Origin of the sequence: Aurantiacibacter atlanticus (genome assembly GCF_001077815.2) — a bacterium.
Lineage (GTDB): Bacteria > Pseudomonadota > Alphaproteobacteria > Sphingomonadales > Sphingomonadaceae > Alteraurantiacibacter > Alteraurantiacibacter atlanticus.
Genome location: NZ_CP011310.1, coordinates 2,656,594 through 2,672,337 on the forward strand (window position 1 = coordinate 2,656,594; position 15,744 = coordinate 2,672,337).

The following is a 15,744-nucleotide window of genomic DNA, read 5'->3' on the forward strand; positions in this document are numbered from 1 at the left end:
GCCCTCGCCCACTGGTCGCAAGCCACGTGATCCGCACGACTCCGCGGCAGATCGGCGGAGGTCGCTCGCGCGAGGCGTTGGTGGCACAGGCGCAGGCAAGCATTGCCAGAGGCTCAAAAAGCTTCGCCTTCGCGTCCATGCTCTTCGACAAGCCCACACGTGAACGCGCGCATTTGCTATATGCTTGGTGCCGCCGGTGTGATGATATTGTCGACGGGCAGGATCACGGTGGCGAACTGAAGCTGGACAGTTCCTCTACGGTGGACCGGGTGGAAGCGATCCGCATCCTCACCCACCGTGCACTGGAAGGCCAGCCAACTGCCGATAATGAATTTGATGCATTGGGTCAGGTTGCCAGCGAATCCAAATTGACGCGCGAAATGTGCGACGATGTGATCGACGGTTTTGCCCTTGATGCCATCGGATGGCGCCCCCGCACAGAAGCGGATTTGATGCGTTATTGCTATCATGTTGCGGGCTCTGTCGGCGTGATGATGGCGCATGTCATGGGTGTGCCGCTCGATGCAAATGAAACCTTTGACAGAGCCTGCGATCTTGGCCTTGCCTTCCAGCTCAACAATATTGCCCGCGATATCTCGGAAGATGATGCTGCGGGCCGTTGCTATCTGCCCGAAGAATGGCTTGCCGAAATGGATATCCCGCCCGGTCAGCACATGAAGCCGCAATATCGCAAGCAATTGGTGAAGCTGACGCGCCGCCTGGTCGATCTTGCCAGCCAGCACGAGGCCGCCGCGCGGCTGGGCGCCGGCCAATTGCGCTTTCGCCAGCGCTGGGCAGTGCTGGCAGCGGCCAATATATATGGCGCTATCGGCAGGGAAGTGGTGCGCCGCGGCGATGCAGCTTGGGACCGCCGCGTCCATACCGGCTTATTCAACAAGATACGCCACACCACGGCCGCATTTAAAGAGGCGATTAGCGGTTCCTTCGAACCTGAAACCATGCCCGAGTGGACTCGCGGCCGCCTGTTGGTTGCAGCGCGCATGGCAGGGCCGGTTGCCGATGTCCCGCGCACCCCCATCCGTGATGAGGATGTCCGCCGCAAGGAAGACTGATAGTTGCGAATGCAAGTATATTGGCGCAGAGGATGCGGATGATCTCCAAGCTCCTTATTGCCAATCGCGGTGAAATTGCCTGCCGCATCATCCGTACAGCGCACGACCTGGGCATTGCCACGGTTGCAGTTTATTCCGATGCCGATGCCAAGGCGCTGCATGTCCGGTCTGCCGATCAGTCGGTGCATATCGGCCCTTCCCCCGCTGCCGAAAGCTATCTGGTGGGTGAGAAAATCATCGCTGCGGCCCGGCAGACAGGCGCCGATGCCATCCATCCGGGATATGGCTTCCTGTCTGAAAACGCGGGCTTCGCGCAGGCCGTTATTGACGCTGGGCTAATTTGGGTGGGGCCAAAGCCATCGAGCATCGAGGCGATGGGCCTAAAGGATGCCGCCAAGAAACTGATGCGCGCTGCGGGCGTGCCGGTGACGCCGGGTTACGAAGGAAATGACCAGTCACCAGAACGGTTGGAAAAAGAAGCCGATGCCATCGGCTACCCGGTACTGATCAAGGCCGTGGCAGGCGGCGGCGGCAAGGGCATGCGCAAGGTCGACGCGCCCGGATTTTTCGCCGAGGCGCTGCAAAGCTGCAAACGTGAAGCAAGCTCGAGCTTTTCGAATGACGAGGTTCTTCTGGAAAAGTGGATCACCTCACCCCGCCATATCGAGGTTCAGGTGTTTGGCGATAGCCATGGCGAAGTGGTGCATCTTTTCGAACGTGATTGCTCGCTCCAGCGCCGCCACCAGAAGGTGATCGAGGAAGCCCCCGCCCCCGGCATGGATGAGGCCACCCGGCAGGAAATTTGCTCGGCTGCCGTGCGCGCTGCCAAGGCGGTCGATTACGAAGGCGCAGGCACGATCGAGTTCATTGCAGATGCCTCGGAAGGCCTGCGCGCCGATCGCATTTTCTTCATGGAAATGAACACGCGGCTTCAGGTTGAACATCCCGTGACCGAGGAAATCACCGGCGTCGATCTGGTGGAATGGCAATTGCGCGTGGCGAGTGGTGAACCGATACCCTGCAAGCAGGACGAGCTATCGATCAATGGTCATGCCATCGAAGCGCGGCTTTATGCAGAAGATCCCGCAAAGGGTTTTTTGCCAAGTACGGGGCGGCTCGATCATTTCGACATTCCGGACGAAGGGCGCATCGAGTCCGGCGTGGAAGAAGGCGGCGAAATCTCTCCCTTCTACGACCCCATGATCGCCAAGCTGATAAGCTGGGGCGATGTGCGTGACGATGCGATTGATGAGCTGCTGGACATTGTCGAAAACGTCGAGGTTTTCCCTGTCCGCACTAATGCAGCCTTCCTTGCAAGGCTGCTCGACATGGATGAATTCCGCAATGCCGAGCTTGATACTGGGCTGATTGAACGCAAGGGTGATGCCCTTACCGCCAGCGACGCTTCAATGGCCGTCGCACTCGCCGGTGTAAGTTGGCGAGCGGAAGAATTCGAATCGGCACGCGCGGGGGGCAATAGGGCAATTTCACCCACAGGCCTGTTCGGCTTCCGGCTAAATGCCGATCCTGCGCCTGCACGCTTTGTGATGCAGATCGATGGCAATGCAGTGGAAGCCAGCATGTCACCCCTTCCCGGACACAAAGACTGGGATATCTCCATTGATGGGATGCGTCATTTCGATGAAGTGGATTACCTCCCCACCACATATGGCCCCCATGCCGAGGATGAGTCGGACGGAACAATCCTCGTATTCGACAAGGGCAAGGCGCATCAGGTCAGCTTTGCACGAGAACGCGGGACTGGTGCCGCCAATGCCCATGACGGCGCCATCATCGCCCCTATGCCGGGCAAGGTTATTGCAGTCGATGTGGCTGAGGGTAACAGCGTCACAACAGGCCAGCGCCTGTTGGTGCTGGAAGCGATGAAAATGGAGCATGCACTCACCGCGCCGTTTGATGGTATTGTCACCCGGCTTTCCGCCAGCGAAGGCGCGCAGGTGCAGGTGGAATCCTTGCTGGCAGTGGTGGAAGCAGGGGCGGCGGAAGACTAGCCGCCCATATATTCCGCCAGCGCCGCCTGATTGTCGGCGCTCATATGCAGCCCCAGCTTGGTTCGCCGCCACAGCACGTCTTCCGCCGTCATTGCCCATTCCCTGTCGCGCAGATAGGTAAGTTCGGCCTCACTCAGCCCTGCACCGAACATGCGGCCAAGATCTTCCCAGCCCTTCGCCTCACCCAGCCAATCCACCGCGCGCGTGCCATAGGCGCGGCCTATGCGAACAAGATCGCACATCGGCAGAAATGGATAATCTTCAGCCAGGACATTGATGAGGTGGGCCTGCGCCTCCATCGGAAAATCGCCACCCGGCAGCGGCGCGTCCTGGGTCCAGCCTTCACCTTCAAGCACGGGCAGGCGCGTGGCCAGCTTTTCTATCGCGTCTTGTGCCACGTGGCGATAGGATGTGATCTTGCCGCCATAAATGCCCAGCATCGGCGCGCCGCGAGAAGCATCGCTCAGCGCCAGCTTGTATCCGCGGGTTGCTGCCTCTGGCTTGCCCGAGCCATCATCCACCAATGCGCGCACACCGGCATAGGTATGGATGACATCGGCCGGCGTCACGTCATGATCGAAATAGCGGTTCACTGCATCGCACAGATAACGAATTTCGTCTGCGCTCGCCTCAACATCGTCAAGGTCGCCCGCATGATCGGCATCAGTCGTGCCGATCAGCGTAAAATTCTCTTCCCACGGGATTGCAAAGCAGATGCGCGTATCGGGCTGTTGCAGGATATAGGCGTAATCATGCTCAAACAATTTGGGCACTACGATGTGCGATCCGCGCACGCGGCGGATGCCATATGCGGGGCGTTCACCGGCAAGGCCCGCCAGATCGTCTGCCCCCGGCCCCGCGGCATTGATAAGCGCGCGGGCGGTAAAAGTTTCGCCGCCCGCCGCGATATGCCAGATCTCGCCTTCGCGCCGCGCGGATGTGAGCGCGCAGCGTGTCCGGATAACGGCCCCGCGCTCTGCGGCATCCACCGCGTTGAGCACCACCAGCCGCGCATCGTCTACCCATCCATCCGAATATTCAAAAGCTGCTTTATAGGGCGCTTCCAGTGCATCCCCTGCCGGGTGCTGGCGCAGCTTGATCGGTTTGGCCCTCTTCAGCTTCCCGCGTCCGCCAATGGTATCGTAAAGAAGCAATCCCGCGCGCAACATCCACTTCGGCCGCATGTCGTGGGTGACGGGCAGCACAAATCGCATTGGGCGGATAATATGCGGCGCTATCCGCCACAAGATCTCGCGCTCCTGCAATGCTTCTCTTACCAGCGCAAATTCGTAATATTCCAGATATCGCAGACCGCCATGCACCAGCTTGGTCGATTTGCTGGAAGTTCCGCTCGCCAGATCGCCCTTCTCCAACAGCAATACGCTCGCCCCGCGTCCTGCTGCATCACGCGCAATGCCGGTGCCGTTTATGCCTCCGCCAATGATGGCGAGATCATAGGGATCGTTCATGGAATTGCCCTGTGGCGCGGCCCCTTATTGAGTCGCCTGAACAATTTGCCACGTTCGCTGAATAGCACAAGCATAAGGGCGGTGCTCGAACAGATCAGCAATGACCAGGCAAAGGGAATGGATGTCCCGTCAAAGGATTGGCCGATCAGCGCACCCACGATACCCGCCCCCGTCATGCGCAGGAAAGTCTGCACGCTGGACGCAGCGCCCGCAGTTTGCGCAAAAGGTTGCATTGCGATGGACCCGAAATTGGCACCAAGAAAGCCGAGTAGTCCCAGGTTGATGCTCATCAGCGGGATGAACCAGTAAAGGCTGCCGGGGTGGACATAGGATGACCAGACCTGCACCGCGCTGACTGCCACGAAAATGATGACTCCCAGATGTGATACTCTGCGCGCACCAAACCGCTCGACGATTTGCGAATTGAGGATGTTGGACACCGCCATCACCGCCGCCGTGCCGCCGAATACCAGCGGGAAGGCGGCGCCAACGCCAAAATAGTCCTGCAAAAGCTGCTGCGAGGAATTTATGTATCCGAACACGCTGCCGACCAGCAGCATGGACCCTGTGACATATCCGATGGCCTGACGGTTGAAGAGCGCCGCGTGCATATTGCGGGCAATTGCAGGGATGATGATAAGCTGGCGGTTGGCCGGGCTCAGCGTTTCAGGCAGGCGGAAATATACCCAGACGGCGGCGATTGCGGCGACAGAGGCGAGAAGGACGAATATCCAGCGCCAGCCCGCCACCATCAAGACCGCCTGCCCCAAGCTGGGCGCGACCACCGGCACGGTGATAAAGACCGCCGCAATCAGCGACATCTGCCGTGCCATTTTGTCCCCTTCATAAAGATCGCGCACCACGGCAACCGGCGCAACGATCAGCCCTGCGCCAAGCACGCCATTGATGGCCCGTACCGCCAGCAAAGCCTCGAAATTGGTCAGCAAGGCCGTGACGAGCGAAAGGACGGTGAAAGATGCCAGCGCCAACAGGATGATCGGGCGGCGGCCGAAGCGATCGGCAAAGCTGCCCGGCACAAGACAACCGATACCCATCGCGATCATGTAGACCGCGATAACGAGCTGCCGGTCATTGCCATCGGCCGCCCCCAGTTCGCGCGCCATGTCTTCCAGAGCCGGAAGCATCGCGTCGATCGAGAACGCATTGAGGCTCATCAACAGGGCGAGCAGAAAGATCAGCTCTCGCTTGCCAAGGGGGAGGGAGTCCAGCGTAGTATTTGCTGCAATTGCCATCTTCCGCGCCTAGCCCCGCTGCACTTGCGAGAAAAGAATTAAAACAAGATCGATCGCTGTCTATAGAAAGAACAGATGGCGAATTCCGGCGATTCCGAAACTGGCGATGATGGCCTGCCCGACGCCGATGTGGGCCTGCGCAAGATCATCCATGTCGATATGGATGCCTTTTTCGCCAGCGTCGAACAGCGCGACAATCCCGAATTACGCGGCAAGCCGGTGGCGGTGGGCGGATCGTCAGGGCGCGGCGTGGTGGCAGCCGCCAGTTACGAAGCGCGCAAGTTCGGCGTCAAAAGCGCCATGCCCAGCGTCACCGCGAGGCGATTGTGCCCCGATCTGATCTTCTGCAAGAGCCATTTTGACCGCTATCGCGAAGTCTCCGAACATATCCGCGCGATTTTCCATTTCCACACGCCGCATGTGGAACCGCTCAGCTTGGATGAAGCCTATCTCGATGTGACGCAGGACATACATGGCATCGGCTCTGCTACCGCCATCGCGCAGGCGATCCGCCGGCAAATTCGCGAGGAAACGCAGCTTACGGCCAGCGCGGGCGTGTCTTACAACAAGTTCCTTGCCAAGCTGGCGAGTGATCAGAACAAGCCCGATGGCCTGTTTGTCGTCCGTCCCGGCGAAGGCGCGACCTTTGTGCACTCGCTTCCGATACGCAGGTTCCACGGCGTCGGTCCCAAGGGAGCGGAAAAAATGGGTCGTCTCGGCATCGAAACGGGCGCGGACCTTGCATCGAAGGACGCGGACTGGCTGCGTGCGCATTTCGGCAGTTTCGGAGAATATCTGTTTCGTGCAGCGCGCGGTATCGATCTGCGTCCCGTGCGCGCCAACCGGATCCGTAAATCCATTGGCGGAGAACGCACCTTTAGTGAGGATATTTCCAGCGGCAGCGCACTTCGCGAGACGCTCGACCGGATGGTCGAGATCGTTTGGGAGCGGATCCTAGCGAAGGAGGCGAAGGGAAAGACAGTTACCCTCAAGCTGAAATTCAACGATTTCCAGTTGATAACCCGCGCCCGATCATCCGACCGCGCCATTGCCGACAAGGCGCAGTTTGCTGGCATAGCGCATGAAATTCTCGCCGCGGAACTGCCGCTTCCCATGCCGATAAGGCTGATGGGCCTGACGCTGAGCAATCTGGAGCGCGAAGGTGCTGGCGATGACAGCGGACGGGAGGATGCTCAGCTTTCGCTGTTGTGAAAGCCCAACTCTTCCAGTCTCAGGGCGGTGAGCCTTGTCAGATGCGCAGCGCCTAGTTCCGCCTTTGAAAACCAGCGCAAATCGGCAATCTCACGCAGGTCGGCACGCGGCGTGCCGATCGGGCGGGCAGTATAGACATGGGCGGTATGCGGACTGCGCGACAGTTCTTCCTTCACCACCAGCCTGCACGATAAATCCTCCATTTCGCAGCCCAATTCCTCACGGATTTCGCGGCGCGCGGCATTTGCCGGGTCTTCCCCTTTTCGCATTCCACCTCCCGGAATGGCCCAGCCTTGCGGACCATAGGTGTGCCGCACCAGCAGACAGCGATCCTCTGCATCAGTCAGCAGGACCGCCACGCCGGCAAGATCGAGCTTCGTGAGATGGCGCAGGCGCCTCCGTAATGCGTAAACGAGCCGCAATGTTGCGCGGTGCAGCGGCGCGGGGATCAGGTAAAACATGTCACCTTCTGAGCTGCCGCCCCTAACAGGCGCGCCACTGGCAGATCATTCCTGCCGCGTGCTGCCTCATCAAACACGGCGCGCTTGGCATCACCACGGATGACAAACATCAGGTGATCGCTGCCAAGCAGCGCGGGTATTGTCAGCGTGATCCGGTCAAACGGCGCTTCGGGCGGCAGTGGATCAGGTGTGAGGCGGCGCAATGGGGCCGGATCATCCACCTTCGGATCTGTATTGGGGAAGAGCGAGGCAATATGTCCGTCGCCCCCCATACCCAGCCAGACCAGCGCAAAACGGGGCACCTGTTCCATCACCGAAAGCGATACAATCGTTGCACCGACAGGTTCAAGCAGAGCACGAATCTTGCCGGTATTGCTGGCGGCGTGATCTTCGGGAACGATGCGATCATCCCCCGGCCACACGGTTATGCGGCTCCAGTCCAGATGGGCACCCTTCAGCGCCTCTAATATCGGAAACGGCGTGGAACCGCCCGGTACGCTGATGGCAACAGGGTGATCATTCTTGGCAAGACAATCAGACAAATAGCCAGCCAGAAACCGGGCAATATCGGCGTTACTTGCGCCTTCGATAATGTCGATATCCGTCATGGTAGTTCGCGCTAGACGCAAAACCGCCGCAAGGCGATACCCGAAGGTGCCCGGCGGCGGCTTGTGCGAGCCAATATGAAGATGCTTACTTCAGTGTGGACGAAAGGAACCAGACGCGTTCTTCGGCCATGTCTGTCCAATCATCAAGCAATCCGTCGGTAGCATTGTCACCAGCTTCTTCGGCGAGCTTTTTGAGCTCTTTCAGACGCTTCACCAGCTTCTGATTATCATCGCGCAGTTCTTCCACCATCTTTTCGGGTGCAAGAGTCGCATCGTCCTGATCCTTGATCTGCGTGTTCTTCGCAACAGAGCCAATGGACGTCAGCGTCATCGCATCATTCTTGCGCACACGTTCGCCGATGGCATCAATCTGATCGCGAATTTCAATGGCATGCTCGTCAAACAGCAGATGAAGATCGCGGAAACGCGGGCCGCTGACGTGCCAGTGAAAGTTCTTTGTCTTGAAATACAGCGCCAAATGGTCTGCCAGAAGTCCGTTAAGCCCTTCGACCAGTGCGGTTTTCGAATTGTCGCCGGATTGTGCCATCGTAAAAATTCCTTTCGATTGTTTTATACCGAACGGGCAAGACAGATGAGGTTTCCCGAAACTTACTAGGTCACATCAATCGTATCTGACGATCATGAAAATGCATCTGGTGAGAGAAGAGCGATTGCAAATGCGCCCAGCAGAAGGGCGATGCCCGTAGCCCAGCGCATAGTGGGGAGCGGAAGCTTTTCCCAGTCACGCCCAGCCAGCAAGGCGGCGCCCAAAACCCCTGCAACCGCCAACGCGCCACCAGCCGCCACGAACAATGGCGCAGCTGTTGCCACGCCGAGTGACAGGATCAGAAGGCCACTGGCATCGGCCAGCACACCGGCAAATAACACAATGGCAATTGCACCCAGGGATCTGGTCGGCTCACGCGGAGCAACAGGCGCTCTCAGCACGATGACCTCCAGCGCCGCCAGCACCATTGCAGCCGCCACGAACCAGCTTTTCTGCCGCCCCGTCAGCAATGGCGCGAATTCACCCGCCAGCCATGACGCCAGCGCGCAGGCGGCGATGGCCACGGCCGCGATGATCACAAATAAGGGTGCAGGCGGCGCGCCTTTTGCCGCAATGCGCGAAATTCGCACCGCTTCACGCCCTGCCAGCATGGCGAACGCAACAGCCAGAAATGCGATGATAAAGCCTGCTATCGTTCTACTCCGGCAGGGTTCACAGAACAGGCCTAGAGGCCCGGCAACGCCTGATTGGCAAAGCCCCAGCCCGACAGCGTTTTCGACGATGCACGGGAGGTCAGCTTCTGCGCATCGTCGATAGTATAGATATTAGCCGCGTCGATAGTCTTTAATTCGTTCCACGTGACAGGGGCCGCAACCGGGGCGCCGCTGCGTGCCCGCGCAGAATAGGGCAAGACTGCAGTGCTGCCGCGCTGATTTCTTAGCCAATCGATAAAGATTTTGCCCTTGCGCTTGGCCTTGCTCATCGTGGCGGTAAAGCGGTCAGGCTCGGCAAGGCTCAGCGCCTCTGAAAAGCGGCGGGCGAAATCCTTGTGCGTGTCCCAATCATGCCCTGGCGTCAGTGGCACCACGACATGGACCCCCTTCCCGCCTGACAGCATGGCAAAGCTCACAAGACCCAGATCAGACAGGCGATCGCGCAAGTCGGTTGCGGCTGATTTCACCGCTGCGAAATCAAGGTCCTCATCGGGGTCAAGGTCGAACACCATCTTGTCTGGCGCTTCGACATCGCTGCTTCGGCTACCCCAGCCATGGAATTCTATCGAACCCATCTGCACGCAGGCGAGTATGCCGGGTGTGTCCTCGATATAGAGATAGTCTTCCGTGCCGCCGTCCTTTTCCCTGATTGGAATCTGGTGGACATGCGGACCAAAGCTACCGCTGTCGTGTTTCTGAAAAAAGCATTTGCGTGCGCGCCCCTGCGGACACCGCACCAGGCTGACTGGGCGGCTGGCAAGGAAGGGCAGCATAATCGGGCCGATCTTCTCGTAATAATCGGCAAGTTCACCCTTGGTCTGGCCGCTATCGGGGAAGATGACCCGCTCGCGGCTGGAAATCTTGATGCCTGTATCAGGCGCAGGAGCCTTCGCGGGTTCTTCGGGTTTGACGGCGCTGGCCTTCTTGTCATCGCGCAGGCCGAGAAAGCTGCCGTGTCTCACATTGCCGTCGGCAGTGAATTCGCTGAAGGCAATTTCGGCAACCAGTTTTGGCGTCAGCCACGTCACCTTGCGGCTGGATGTTGTGTCCACCTCGGCAGGGGCGGTCTTGCGTTCGAGACGCTTCATCTTTGCGGCCAGCATTTCAAGATCCTCGCCTGAGAACCCCGTTCCCACATTGCCCTTGTAAACAAGCGCATCGCCTTCATGCTGGGCGAGAAGGAGCGAAGCAAAGGGGCGGCCTCTTGCCGAAGACGCCTTCCATCCAATGATCACGAATTCCTGCCGCCGCGTGCATTTGACCTTGACCCATGCCTTGCTCCGTCGGGAACGGTAGGGGGCATCTATCTTCTTGGAGATGATGCCTTCCTGCCCTGCAACACACATTGCCCGGTAAAGTTTCTCTCCGGCGCCAATGATGTGATCCGCCACGTGAATTGGCGGCTCTGCCCCGCTCAAAAGCGCTTCGAGCCTTTCCTTGCGTTCAATATTAGACAGGGCGGAAAGATCTTCTCCTGCCAGTTCCACCAGATCAAAAGCGTGGAAGGCCAGCTTGTCGCCCTCGCCCTGCGCGCCGTGGCCGCGCTTCAGTGTTTTTTGCAAGGTAGAAAAATCGGGATTGCCATCAGCGTCATGCGCCACGATCTCGCCATCGATAAGGCAGGCCGGCAATTCCAGCGCAGAGAGATGGCGGGTGAGCGGGAGGAATTTGTCAGTCCAATCCTTGCCGTTGCGGGTATATATGCGCACTTCATTGCCAGCCACGGCCACCATCGCGCGGTAACCGTCAAACTTGATCTCGTGCATCCAGCCATTGCCAGCGGGCACATCATCCACCAGTGTGGCAAGCTGGGGTTTACGAAATTTGGGCAGCGTTTTCGGGCTGGCCTTTCGCCTCTTCACCTTGCCGCGATTGTGGTCTGCCGCCTTTTCCATCTGCTGCAGAAAGGCATCGTCCTTCTTGTTCTGAAGACTGAAACTGCCTTCCTTGTCGGCGCCAATTTCCGCCATGGAACGGCCTGTCAGCACACTGGTCAATGCGCGCTGAACCAGCGCATCTCCAGTGCCTGCGTGCTCATCGTTCAACTTCCGCAAAAGCCAGTTTTCGCGCTTTTCGCCGGGCTTCTGTTTCAGGCGGATCAGCAGCCATTCGCCGCGCATCCGTTCTCCATCCAGGGTGAAATGGAGATGGCCCTTTTCCATGTCCTTGGCACTTTTGCCTTCAATGGGCGCCCAGCTTCCGCGATCCCACAACATGATTGTGCCACCGCCATATTCGCCCTTGGGAATAGTCCCTTCAAATTCGGCATAGAACATGGGGTGATCTTCGGTGCGCACGGCAAGGCGCTTGATATCGGGATCGAGGGACGGCCCCTTGGTGACCGCCCAGCTTTTCAGCACGCCATCTATTTCCAGCCGAAGGTCCCAATGCAATCGCGTTGCATCGTGTTTCTGGACGATGAAGAGGTTGCCACCCTTGCTGCTTCCCTTTGCGCCCGCCGGCTCTGGCGTCTTGTCGAAATCACGCTTGGCATTGTATGTGGCGAGCGGATCGGAAGGGGCTTTCTTGCGCGCCATCGATCAGGCGCTTTTCTTCCTGCGCCCACCCTTCGCTGCTTTTTCAGTCTTCACTGAATCTTTCAGCGCCGCCATCAGATCGATCACATTGCCCCCGCTCGCACTTTCGGTGTCATCGTCATCCTCGATGATCTTGGTGTTGCTTTTGGATTTGGCCTTCTTGTCGATCAGGGCCTTCAGCGCATCGGCATAGCGATCCTCGAACTCGCCCGCATCGAAAGGTGCGGTTTTCTTGTCGATCAATGTCGTGGCAAGATCGAGCAATTCCTTCTCCGGCTTTTCGTCGCCGATCTCGTTGAAGAAGGCCTGCCCCTTGCGCACTTCATCGGCATAGCGCAGCGTTTCCATCAGCAGGCCCTTGCCGCACGGCTTGATCGCAACCAGCTTTTCCTGTCCGCGCATTGACAGCTGGCCCAGCCCGACCTTGCCCGATTGGCGCAACGCCTCTCGCAATACGATAAAGGCATCTTCTGCCAGATCGTCTGCGGGGGCGACATAATATGGCTTCTCGAAATACAGCGGATCAATCTCGCAACTTTCGACAAATTGCACGAGTTCAAGCGTCTTGCGGCTTTCAATCTTAACCGCCTTTATCTCCTCGTCCTCCAGCAGGACATAATTGCCCTTTGAAAGCTCATAGCCCTTGATGATGTCATCACGATCGACAGGGCCGATGCCCGGCACGACCTTTTCATAGGAAATTCGCTTGCCGCTGGGTTCGTGAATCTGGCGAAAACTGATCTTCGCACCCGATTTGGTGGCCGAATAGATTTCTACCGGGATAGAAACCAGTGCCAGCCGGATCTGCCCTTGCCAATATGCGCGTGCTGCCATGCTGCCAATCTCCTTGCCGTAATAGCGAATGAGAGCGGTGTTGTTTCCCGAAGCGGCGTGGCGCCTATTCGCTCACGCAGATCAGATTTTGCAGGCTTGAGAAACCATCTAGCCGACCGGCAGTTAAGATCATGAATCACTTTTGCGATGGATTCTGAGCATTTACTGCGAAATCGCAAGCTGCCTGGATATGAGGATTACAAGATGTCGAAGCAATTGAACCTTTCGAAAGGTGGTGCGAACCATCAAAAACCAAACGGTAAGGAAGATGTCCTCACCACAGCACAGGGCGCGCCTGTAAGCGATAATCAGAACTGGCTCTCAGCCGGCCCGCGCGGACCGCAATTGCTTGAAGACCACATTGCCCGCGAAAAGATTTTTCACTTCGACCATGAACGTATTCCCGAGCGGGTCGTACATGCCCGCGGATATGGTGTGCATGGCGAATTTGAGCTGAAGGACCCTATCCCGGAATTTACGCACGCTGCGGTTCTCGCCGGTGAAAAGGGCAAGAAAACCCCAATTTTTGCGCGCTTCTCAACCGTTGCTGGCAATAAGGGCTCTCCCGATCTTGCACGCGACGTTCGCGGGTTTGCCGTAAAATTCTACACTGATCAGGGGAATTGGGATCTTGTTGGCAACAACATTCCGGTGTTCTTTATCCAGGATGCGATCAAGTTTCCCGATCTTATTCATTCCGTAAAGCCCGCCCCTGACCGTGGCTTTCCGCAAGCCCAAAGCGCGCATGACAACTTCTGGGATTTTGTATCGCTAACCCCGGAATCGATGCACATGGTTATGTGGCAGATGTCCGACCGCGCGATCCCTCGCAGCTTTCGTTTCATGGAAGGGTTCGGAGTTCACACCTTCCGTCTGATAAATGCAGATGGCAAAGCAAGCTTCGTGAAATTCCATTGGAAACCGAAGCAGGGCCTGCAATCGGTTATCTGGAACGAAGCGCTGAAAATCAACGGCGCCGACCCCGATTTCCATCGTCGGGACATGTGGGACGCCATTGATGCCGGAGACTACCCGCAATGGGATCTAGGGGTGCAGATCTTCGACGAGGAATTTGCCGAGAATTTCGAATTCGACGTGCTCGATGCGACCAAGTTGATCCCCGAAGAGCAAGTGCCCGTACGCATTATCGGCACGATGACACTTAACAACAACGTCGATAATTTCTTCGCAGAAACCGAGCAGGTAGCCTTCTGCACGCAGAACATTGTTCCGGGCATGGATTTTACAGAAGATCCGCTTCTGCAGGGGCGCAATTTTTCCTACCTTGATACCCAGCTGAAACGTCTCGGCGGGCCAAACTTCACCCATATCCCCATCAATGCGCCCAAATGTCCGGTGCATAATTTCCAGCAGGACGGCCATATGGCCATGTCCAATCCCAAGGGGCGGGCGAATTACGAACCCAACTCCTGGGGCGAAGGTACTGACGAGGATCGCGGACCGCGGGCATGTCCCGATACCGGCTTCACCAGCCATGAAGCTTCTGTCGGCAGTCCGAAAATCCGCGAACGGAGCGAAACCTTTGCGGATCATTATAGTCAGGCTCGACAATTCTATATCAGCCAGACCGAAATCGAGCAGATCCATATGGCAAATGCCCTGACCTTTGAACTCTCGAAGGTCGTCCGGATGGACATTCGCAAACGGATGATTGGCCATCTGCTTCATATTGATGAAGGATTGGCGCAGGATGTTTGCGACGGTATCGGCCTGGCAGAACTACCAGACAAGGTTCCTGCCGCACGCGAACCGATCACCGATCTGGCGGAAAGCCCGGCGCTTTCCATACTGAAAAATGGTCCGGATAGCTTCAAAGGCCGCAAACTCGGCATCTATATTGCTGAAGGCGCAGACGCAGATGTGGTGAAAGCACTGAAATCGGCCGCCGAAAGTGTCGGCGCGATGGTCGCTATCGTTGCTCCACATGTAGCGGGCGCCAAATTGTCGGACGGAGAGTTCATGGAAGCGAATGAGAAAATCGATGGAGGACCGTCGGTTGTCTTTGATGCGGTCGCCATAATTATGGGCGAGAAAGCTGCCAGGAATTACGCCGACGACAAACCCAGTCAGGATTTCGTTTCAGATGCCTTCGCGCATGCGAAATTCATCGGGTATGTCCCACCATCAAAGCAAATATTCGCTGCAATTGGGCTTGAAGAAAAGATGGATGACGGGTTCTTCGATCTTTCAGCAAAGCAAGGTGCGGAGAAGTTCATCGAGGCCTGCGCCGCCCTGCGTTTCTGGGATCGACAGAGCGTAAAACAGGACTGATCCCTCGGGCTACGGTTACGTCCAAGATAGAGTGACCTCCCTACTAGGGAGCCACTCTATCTTGGCGATTTCCTGAAGGGATCACGAAACCGTGAATATGGCGAGACTAAGCGGGCAAATGCAGGACAACCGAACGCCAGAAACCCTCGGATTTCCAAGGGTTTTATAGCGTTTCCGGGATGTTTTGGGAAGGCTGCGCTGGAGCGTGAAGGGAATCCAATAGGTTGAGTAAGCAACTGAACTCAATTTGTTTTTCAAAACCAAAGGAACGAAAGGCCCCCAATCTGGCCCCCATGTGCCCGCGCTTCTGTGGAAAATCATGGGATTGAGAGGGACGGCGACGCCTGTCGCCGCACTTCGTAATTAGCCTGCGAGCTGTCGGTTGTCACCGGCAAGATTGGCAACTCGAATGTGAATAGAGCGCGGCTTTAAGAGATAACGGGCATAAGAATTCGGTGGATCGCAAACAACTCGCTCGTCGATCACAAATTGTCATCAAATTTCATAACTTTATGAGACTGTGAGTTGGCTGCGGCTCAGCGCAAACCCGCTCAACTCGTAGACGGGTTGATTCCGCCCAAAACGCTATTCTGATTAAATATCAGTGATTTATGTCCCGAATTCGCGGGGTACGGTGTGCTCGCCAGATTTCTATTTGCGGGCTGTTTTTCCAGTTGTTTGCGGTTCCCTCGGCTCAACCATTCCGGGAAACACCTATGCTGAAAAAGCCGCGCGGCGTTTGAGCGTAGCGAATGGCCGCTTTGCGTCCCAA

12 protein-coding genes are annotated in these 15,744 nt (G+C 57.3%); 4 read left to right on the top strand and 8 right to left on the bottom strand.

From position 1 onward, the window contains the following. Window positions 1-50 precede the first annotated feature (50 nt). Both CP97_RS12995 and CP97_RS13000 read left to right on the top strand, forming a co-directional pair. Entirely contained in the window at window positions 51-1,073 is a 1,023-nt protein-coding gene (locus tag CP97_RS12995) for a phytoene/squalene synthase family protein (RefSeq protein WP_227819723.1), read from the top strand. 38 nt (window positions 1,074-1,111) lie between these two features. Next, window positions 1,112-3,085, top strand: a complete 1,974-nt coding sequence (locus CP97_RS13000; RefSeq protein WP_048886307.1) for an acetyl/propionyl/methylcrotonyl-CoA carboxylase subunit alpha — start codon at window positions 1,112-1,114, stop codon at window positions 3,083-3,085. Here the strand turns inward: CP97_RS13000 and CP97_RS13005 are convergent. Together CP97_RS13005 and CP97_RS13010 are read right to left on the bottom strand one after the other, a co-directional pair. Further along, complete coding sequence (locus tag CP97_RS13005) at window positions 3,082-4,554, bottom strand: glycerol-3-phosphate dehydrogenase (RefSeq protein ID WP_048886308.1); 1,473 nt, start codon at window positions 4,552-4,554, stop codon at window positions 3,082-3,084. The genes CP97_RS13000 and CP97_RS13005 overlap by 4 nt on opposite strands. Continuing rightward, entirely contained in the window at window positions 4,551-5,807 is a 1,257-nt protein-coding gene (locus tag CP97_RS13010) for a multidrug effflux MFS transporter (protein WP_048886309.1), read from the bottom strand. Before CP97_RS13010 ends, CP97_RS13005 begins: the two co-directional genes overlap by 4 nt. 75 nt (window positions 5,808-5,882) lie before the next feature. Here CP97_RS13010 and dinB point away from each other — a divergent pair, with 75 nt between their 5' ends. Next, window positions 5,883-7,019, top strand: coding sequence for a DNA polymerase IV (gene dinB, locus CP97_RS13015; RefSeq protein WP_048886310.1), 1,137 nt, complete (start codon window positions 5,883-5,885; stop codon window positions 7,017-7,019). Here the strand turns inward: dinB and CP97_RS13020 are convergent. From CP97_RS13020 to ku, 6 genes are all read right to left on the bottom strand, one after another. Further along, on the bottom strand, window positions 7,001-7,480 hold the full coding sequence (locus CP97_RS13020) for an NUDIX hydrolase (protein WP_053106647.1): 480 nt from the start codon (window positions 7,478-7,480) through the stop codon (window positions 7,001-7,003). The genes dinB and CP97_RS13020 overlap by 19 nt on opposite strands. Then, window positions 7,468-8,088: a 6-phosphogluconolactonase gene (locus tag CP97_RS13025; RefSeq protein ID WP_048886311.1), complete on the bottom strand. Its 621-nt coding sequence runs from the start codon at window positions 8,086-8,088 to the stop codon at window positions 7,468-7,470. Before CP97_RS13025 ends, CP97_RS13020 begins: the two co-directional genes overlap by 13 nt. An 85-nt stretch (window positions 8,089-8,173) precedes the next feature. After that, window positions 8,174-8,635 carry a Dps family protein gene (locus CP97_RS13030; RefSeq protein WP_048886312.1) on the bottom strand — a complete coding sequence of 154 codons (462 nt, stop codon included), beginning with the start codon at window positions 8,633-8,635 and terminating at the stop codon, window positions 8,174-8,176. A gap of 92 nt (window positions 8,636-8,727) precedes the next feature. Beyond that, on the bottom strand, window positions 8,728-9,225 hold the full coding sequence (locus tag CP97_RS13035) for a hypothetical protein (protein WP_227819601.1): 498 nt from the start codon (window positions 9,223-9,225) through the stop codon (window positions 8,728-8,730). A 95-nt stretch (window positions 9,226-9,320) separates the two neighbouring features. Beyond that, window positions 9,321-11,846 (bottom strand): DNA ligase D, encoded by a 2,526-nt coding sequence (gene ligD, locus CP97_RS13040; RefSeq protein WP_048886314.1) that lies wholly within the window; start codon window positions 11,844-11,846, stop codon window positions 9,321-9,323. A 3-nt stretch (window positions 11,847-11,849) separates the two neighbouring features. Next, window positions 11,850-12,680, bottom strand: coding sequence for a non-homologous end joining protein Ku (gene ku / locus CP97_RS13045; protein ID WP_048886315.1), 831 nt, complete (start codon window positions 12,678-12,680; stop codon window positions 11,850-11,852). Between the two features lie 204 nt (window positions 12,681-12,884). On the opposite strand from ku, the gene CP97_RS13050 reads away from it, so the two are divergent. Next, on the top strand, window positions 12,885-14,972 hold the full coding sequence (locus tag CP97_RS13050) for a catalase (RefSeq protein WP_048887013.1): 2,088 nt from the start codon (window positions 12,885-12,887) through the stop codon (window positions 14,970-14,972). Window positions 14,973-15,744 lie beyond the last annotated feature (772 nt).

Bases quoted from the DNA above. Each gene is read 5' to 3' on its own strand.
- CP97_RS13000 (WP_048886307.1), top strand. From the start codon at position 1,112: ATGATCTCCAAGCTCCTTATTGCCAATCGCGGTGAAATTGCCTGCCGC.
- CP97_RS13005 (WP_048886308.1), bottom strand. From the start codon at position 4,554: ATGAACGATCCCTATGATCTCGCCATCATTGGCGGAGGCATAAACGGC.
- CP97_RS13010 (WP_048886309.1), bottom strand. From the start codon at position 5,807: ATGGCAATTGCAGCAAATACTACGCTGGACTCCCTCCCCCTTGGCAAG.
- dinB (WP_048886310.1), top strand. From the start codon at position 5,883: ATGGCGAATTCCGGCGATTCCGAAACTGGCGATGATGGCCTGCCCGAC.
- CP97_RS13020 (WP_053106647.1), bottom strand. From the start codon at position 7,480: ATGTTTTACCTGATCCCCGCGCCGCTGCACCGCGCAACATTGCGGCTC.
- CP97_RS13025 (WP_048886311.1), bottom strand. From the start codon at position 8,088: ATGACGGATATCGACATTATCGAAGGCGCAAGTAACGCCGATATTGCC.
- CP97_RS13030 (WP_048886312.1), bottom strand. From the start codon at position 8,635: ATGGCACAATCCGGCGACAATTCGAAAACCGCACTGGTCGAAGGGCTT.
- ligD (WP_048886314.1), bottom strand. From the start codon at position 11,846: ATGGCGCGCAAGAAAGCCCCTTCCGATCCGCTCGCCACATACAATGCC.
- ku (WP_048886315.1), bottom strand. From the start codon at position 12,680: ATGGCAGCACGCGCATATTGGCAAGGGCAGATCCGGCTGGCACTGGTT.
- CP97_RS13050 (WP_048887013.1), top strand. From the start codon at position 12,885: ATGTCGAAGCAATTGAACCTTTCGAAAGGTGGTGCGAACCATCAAAAA.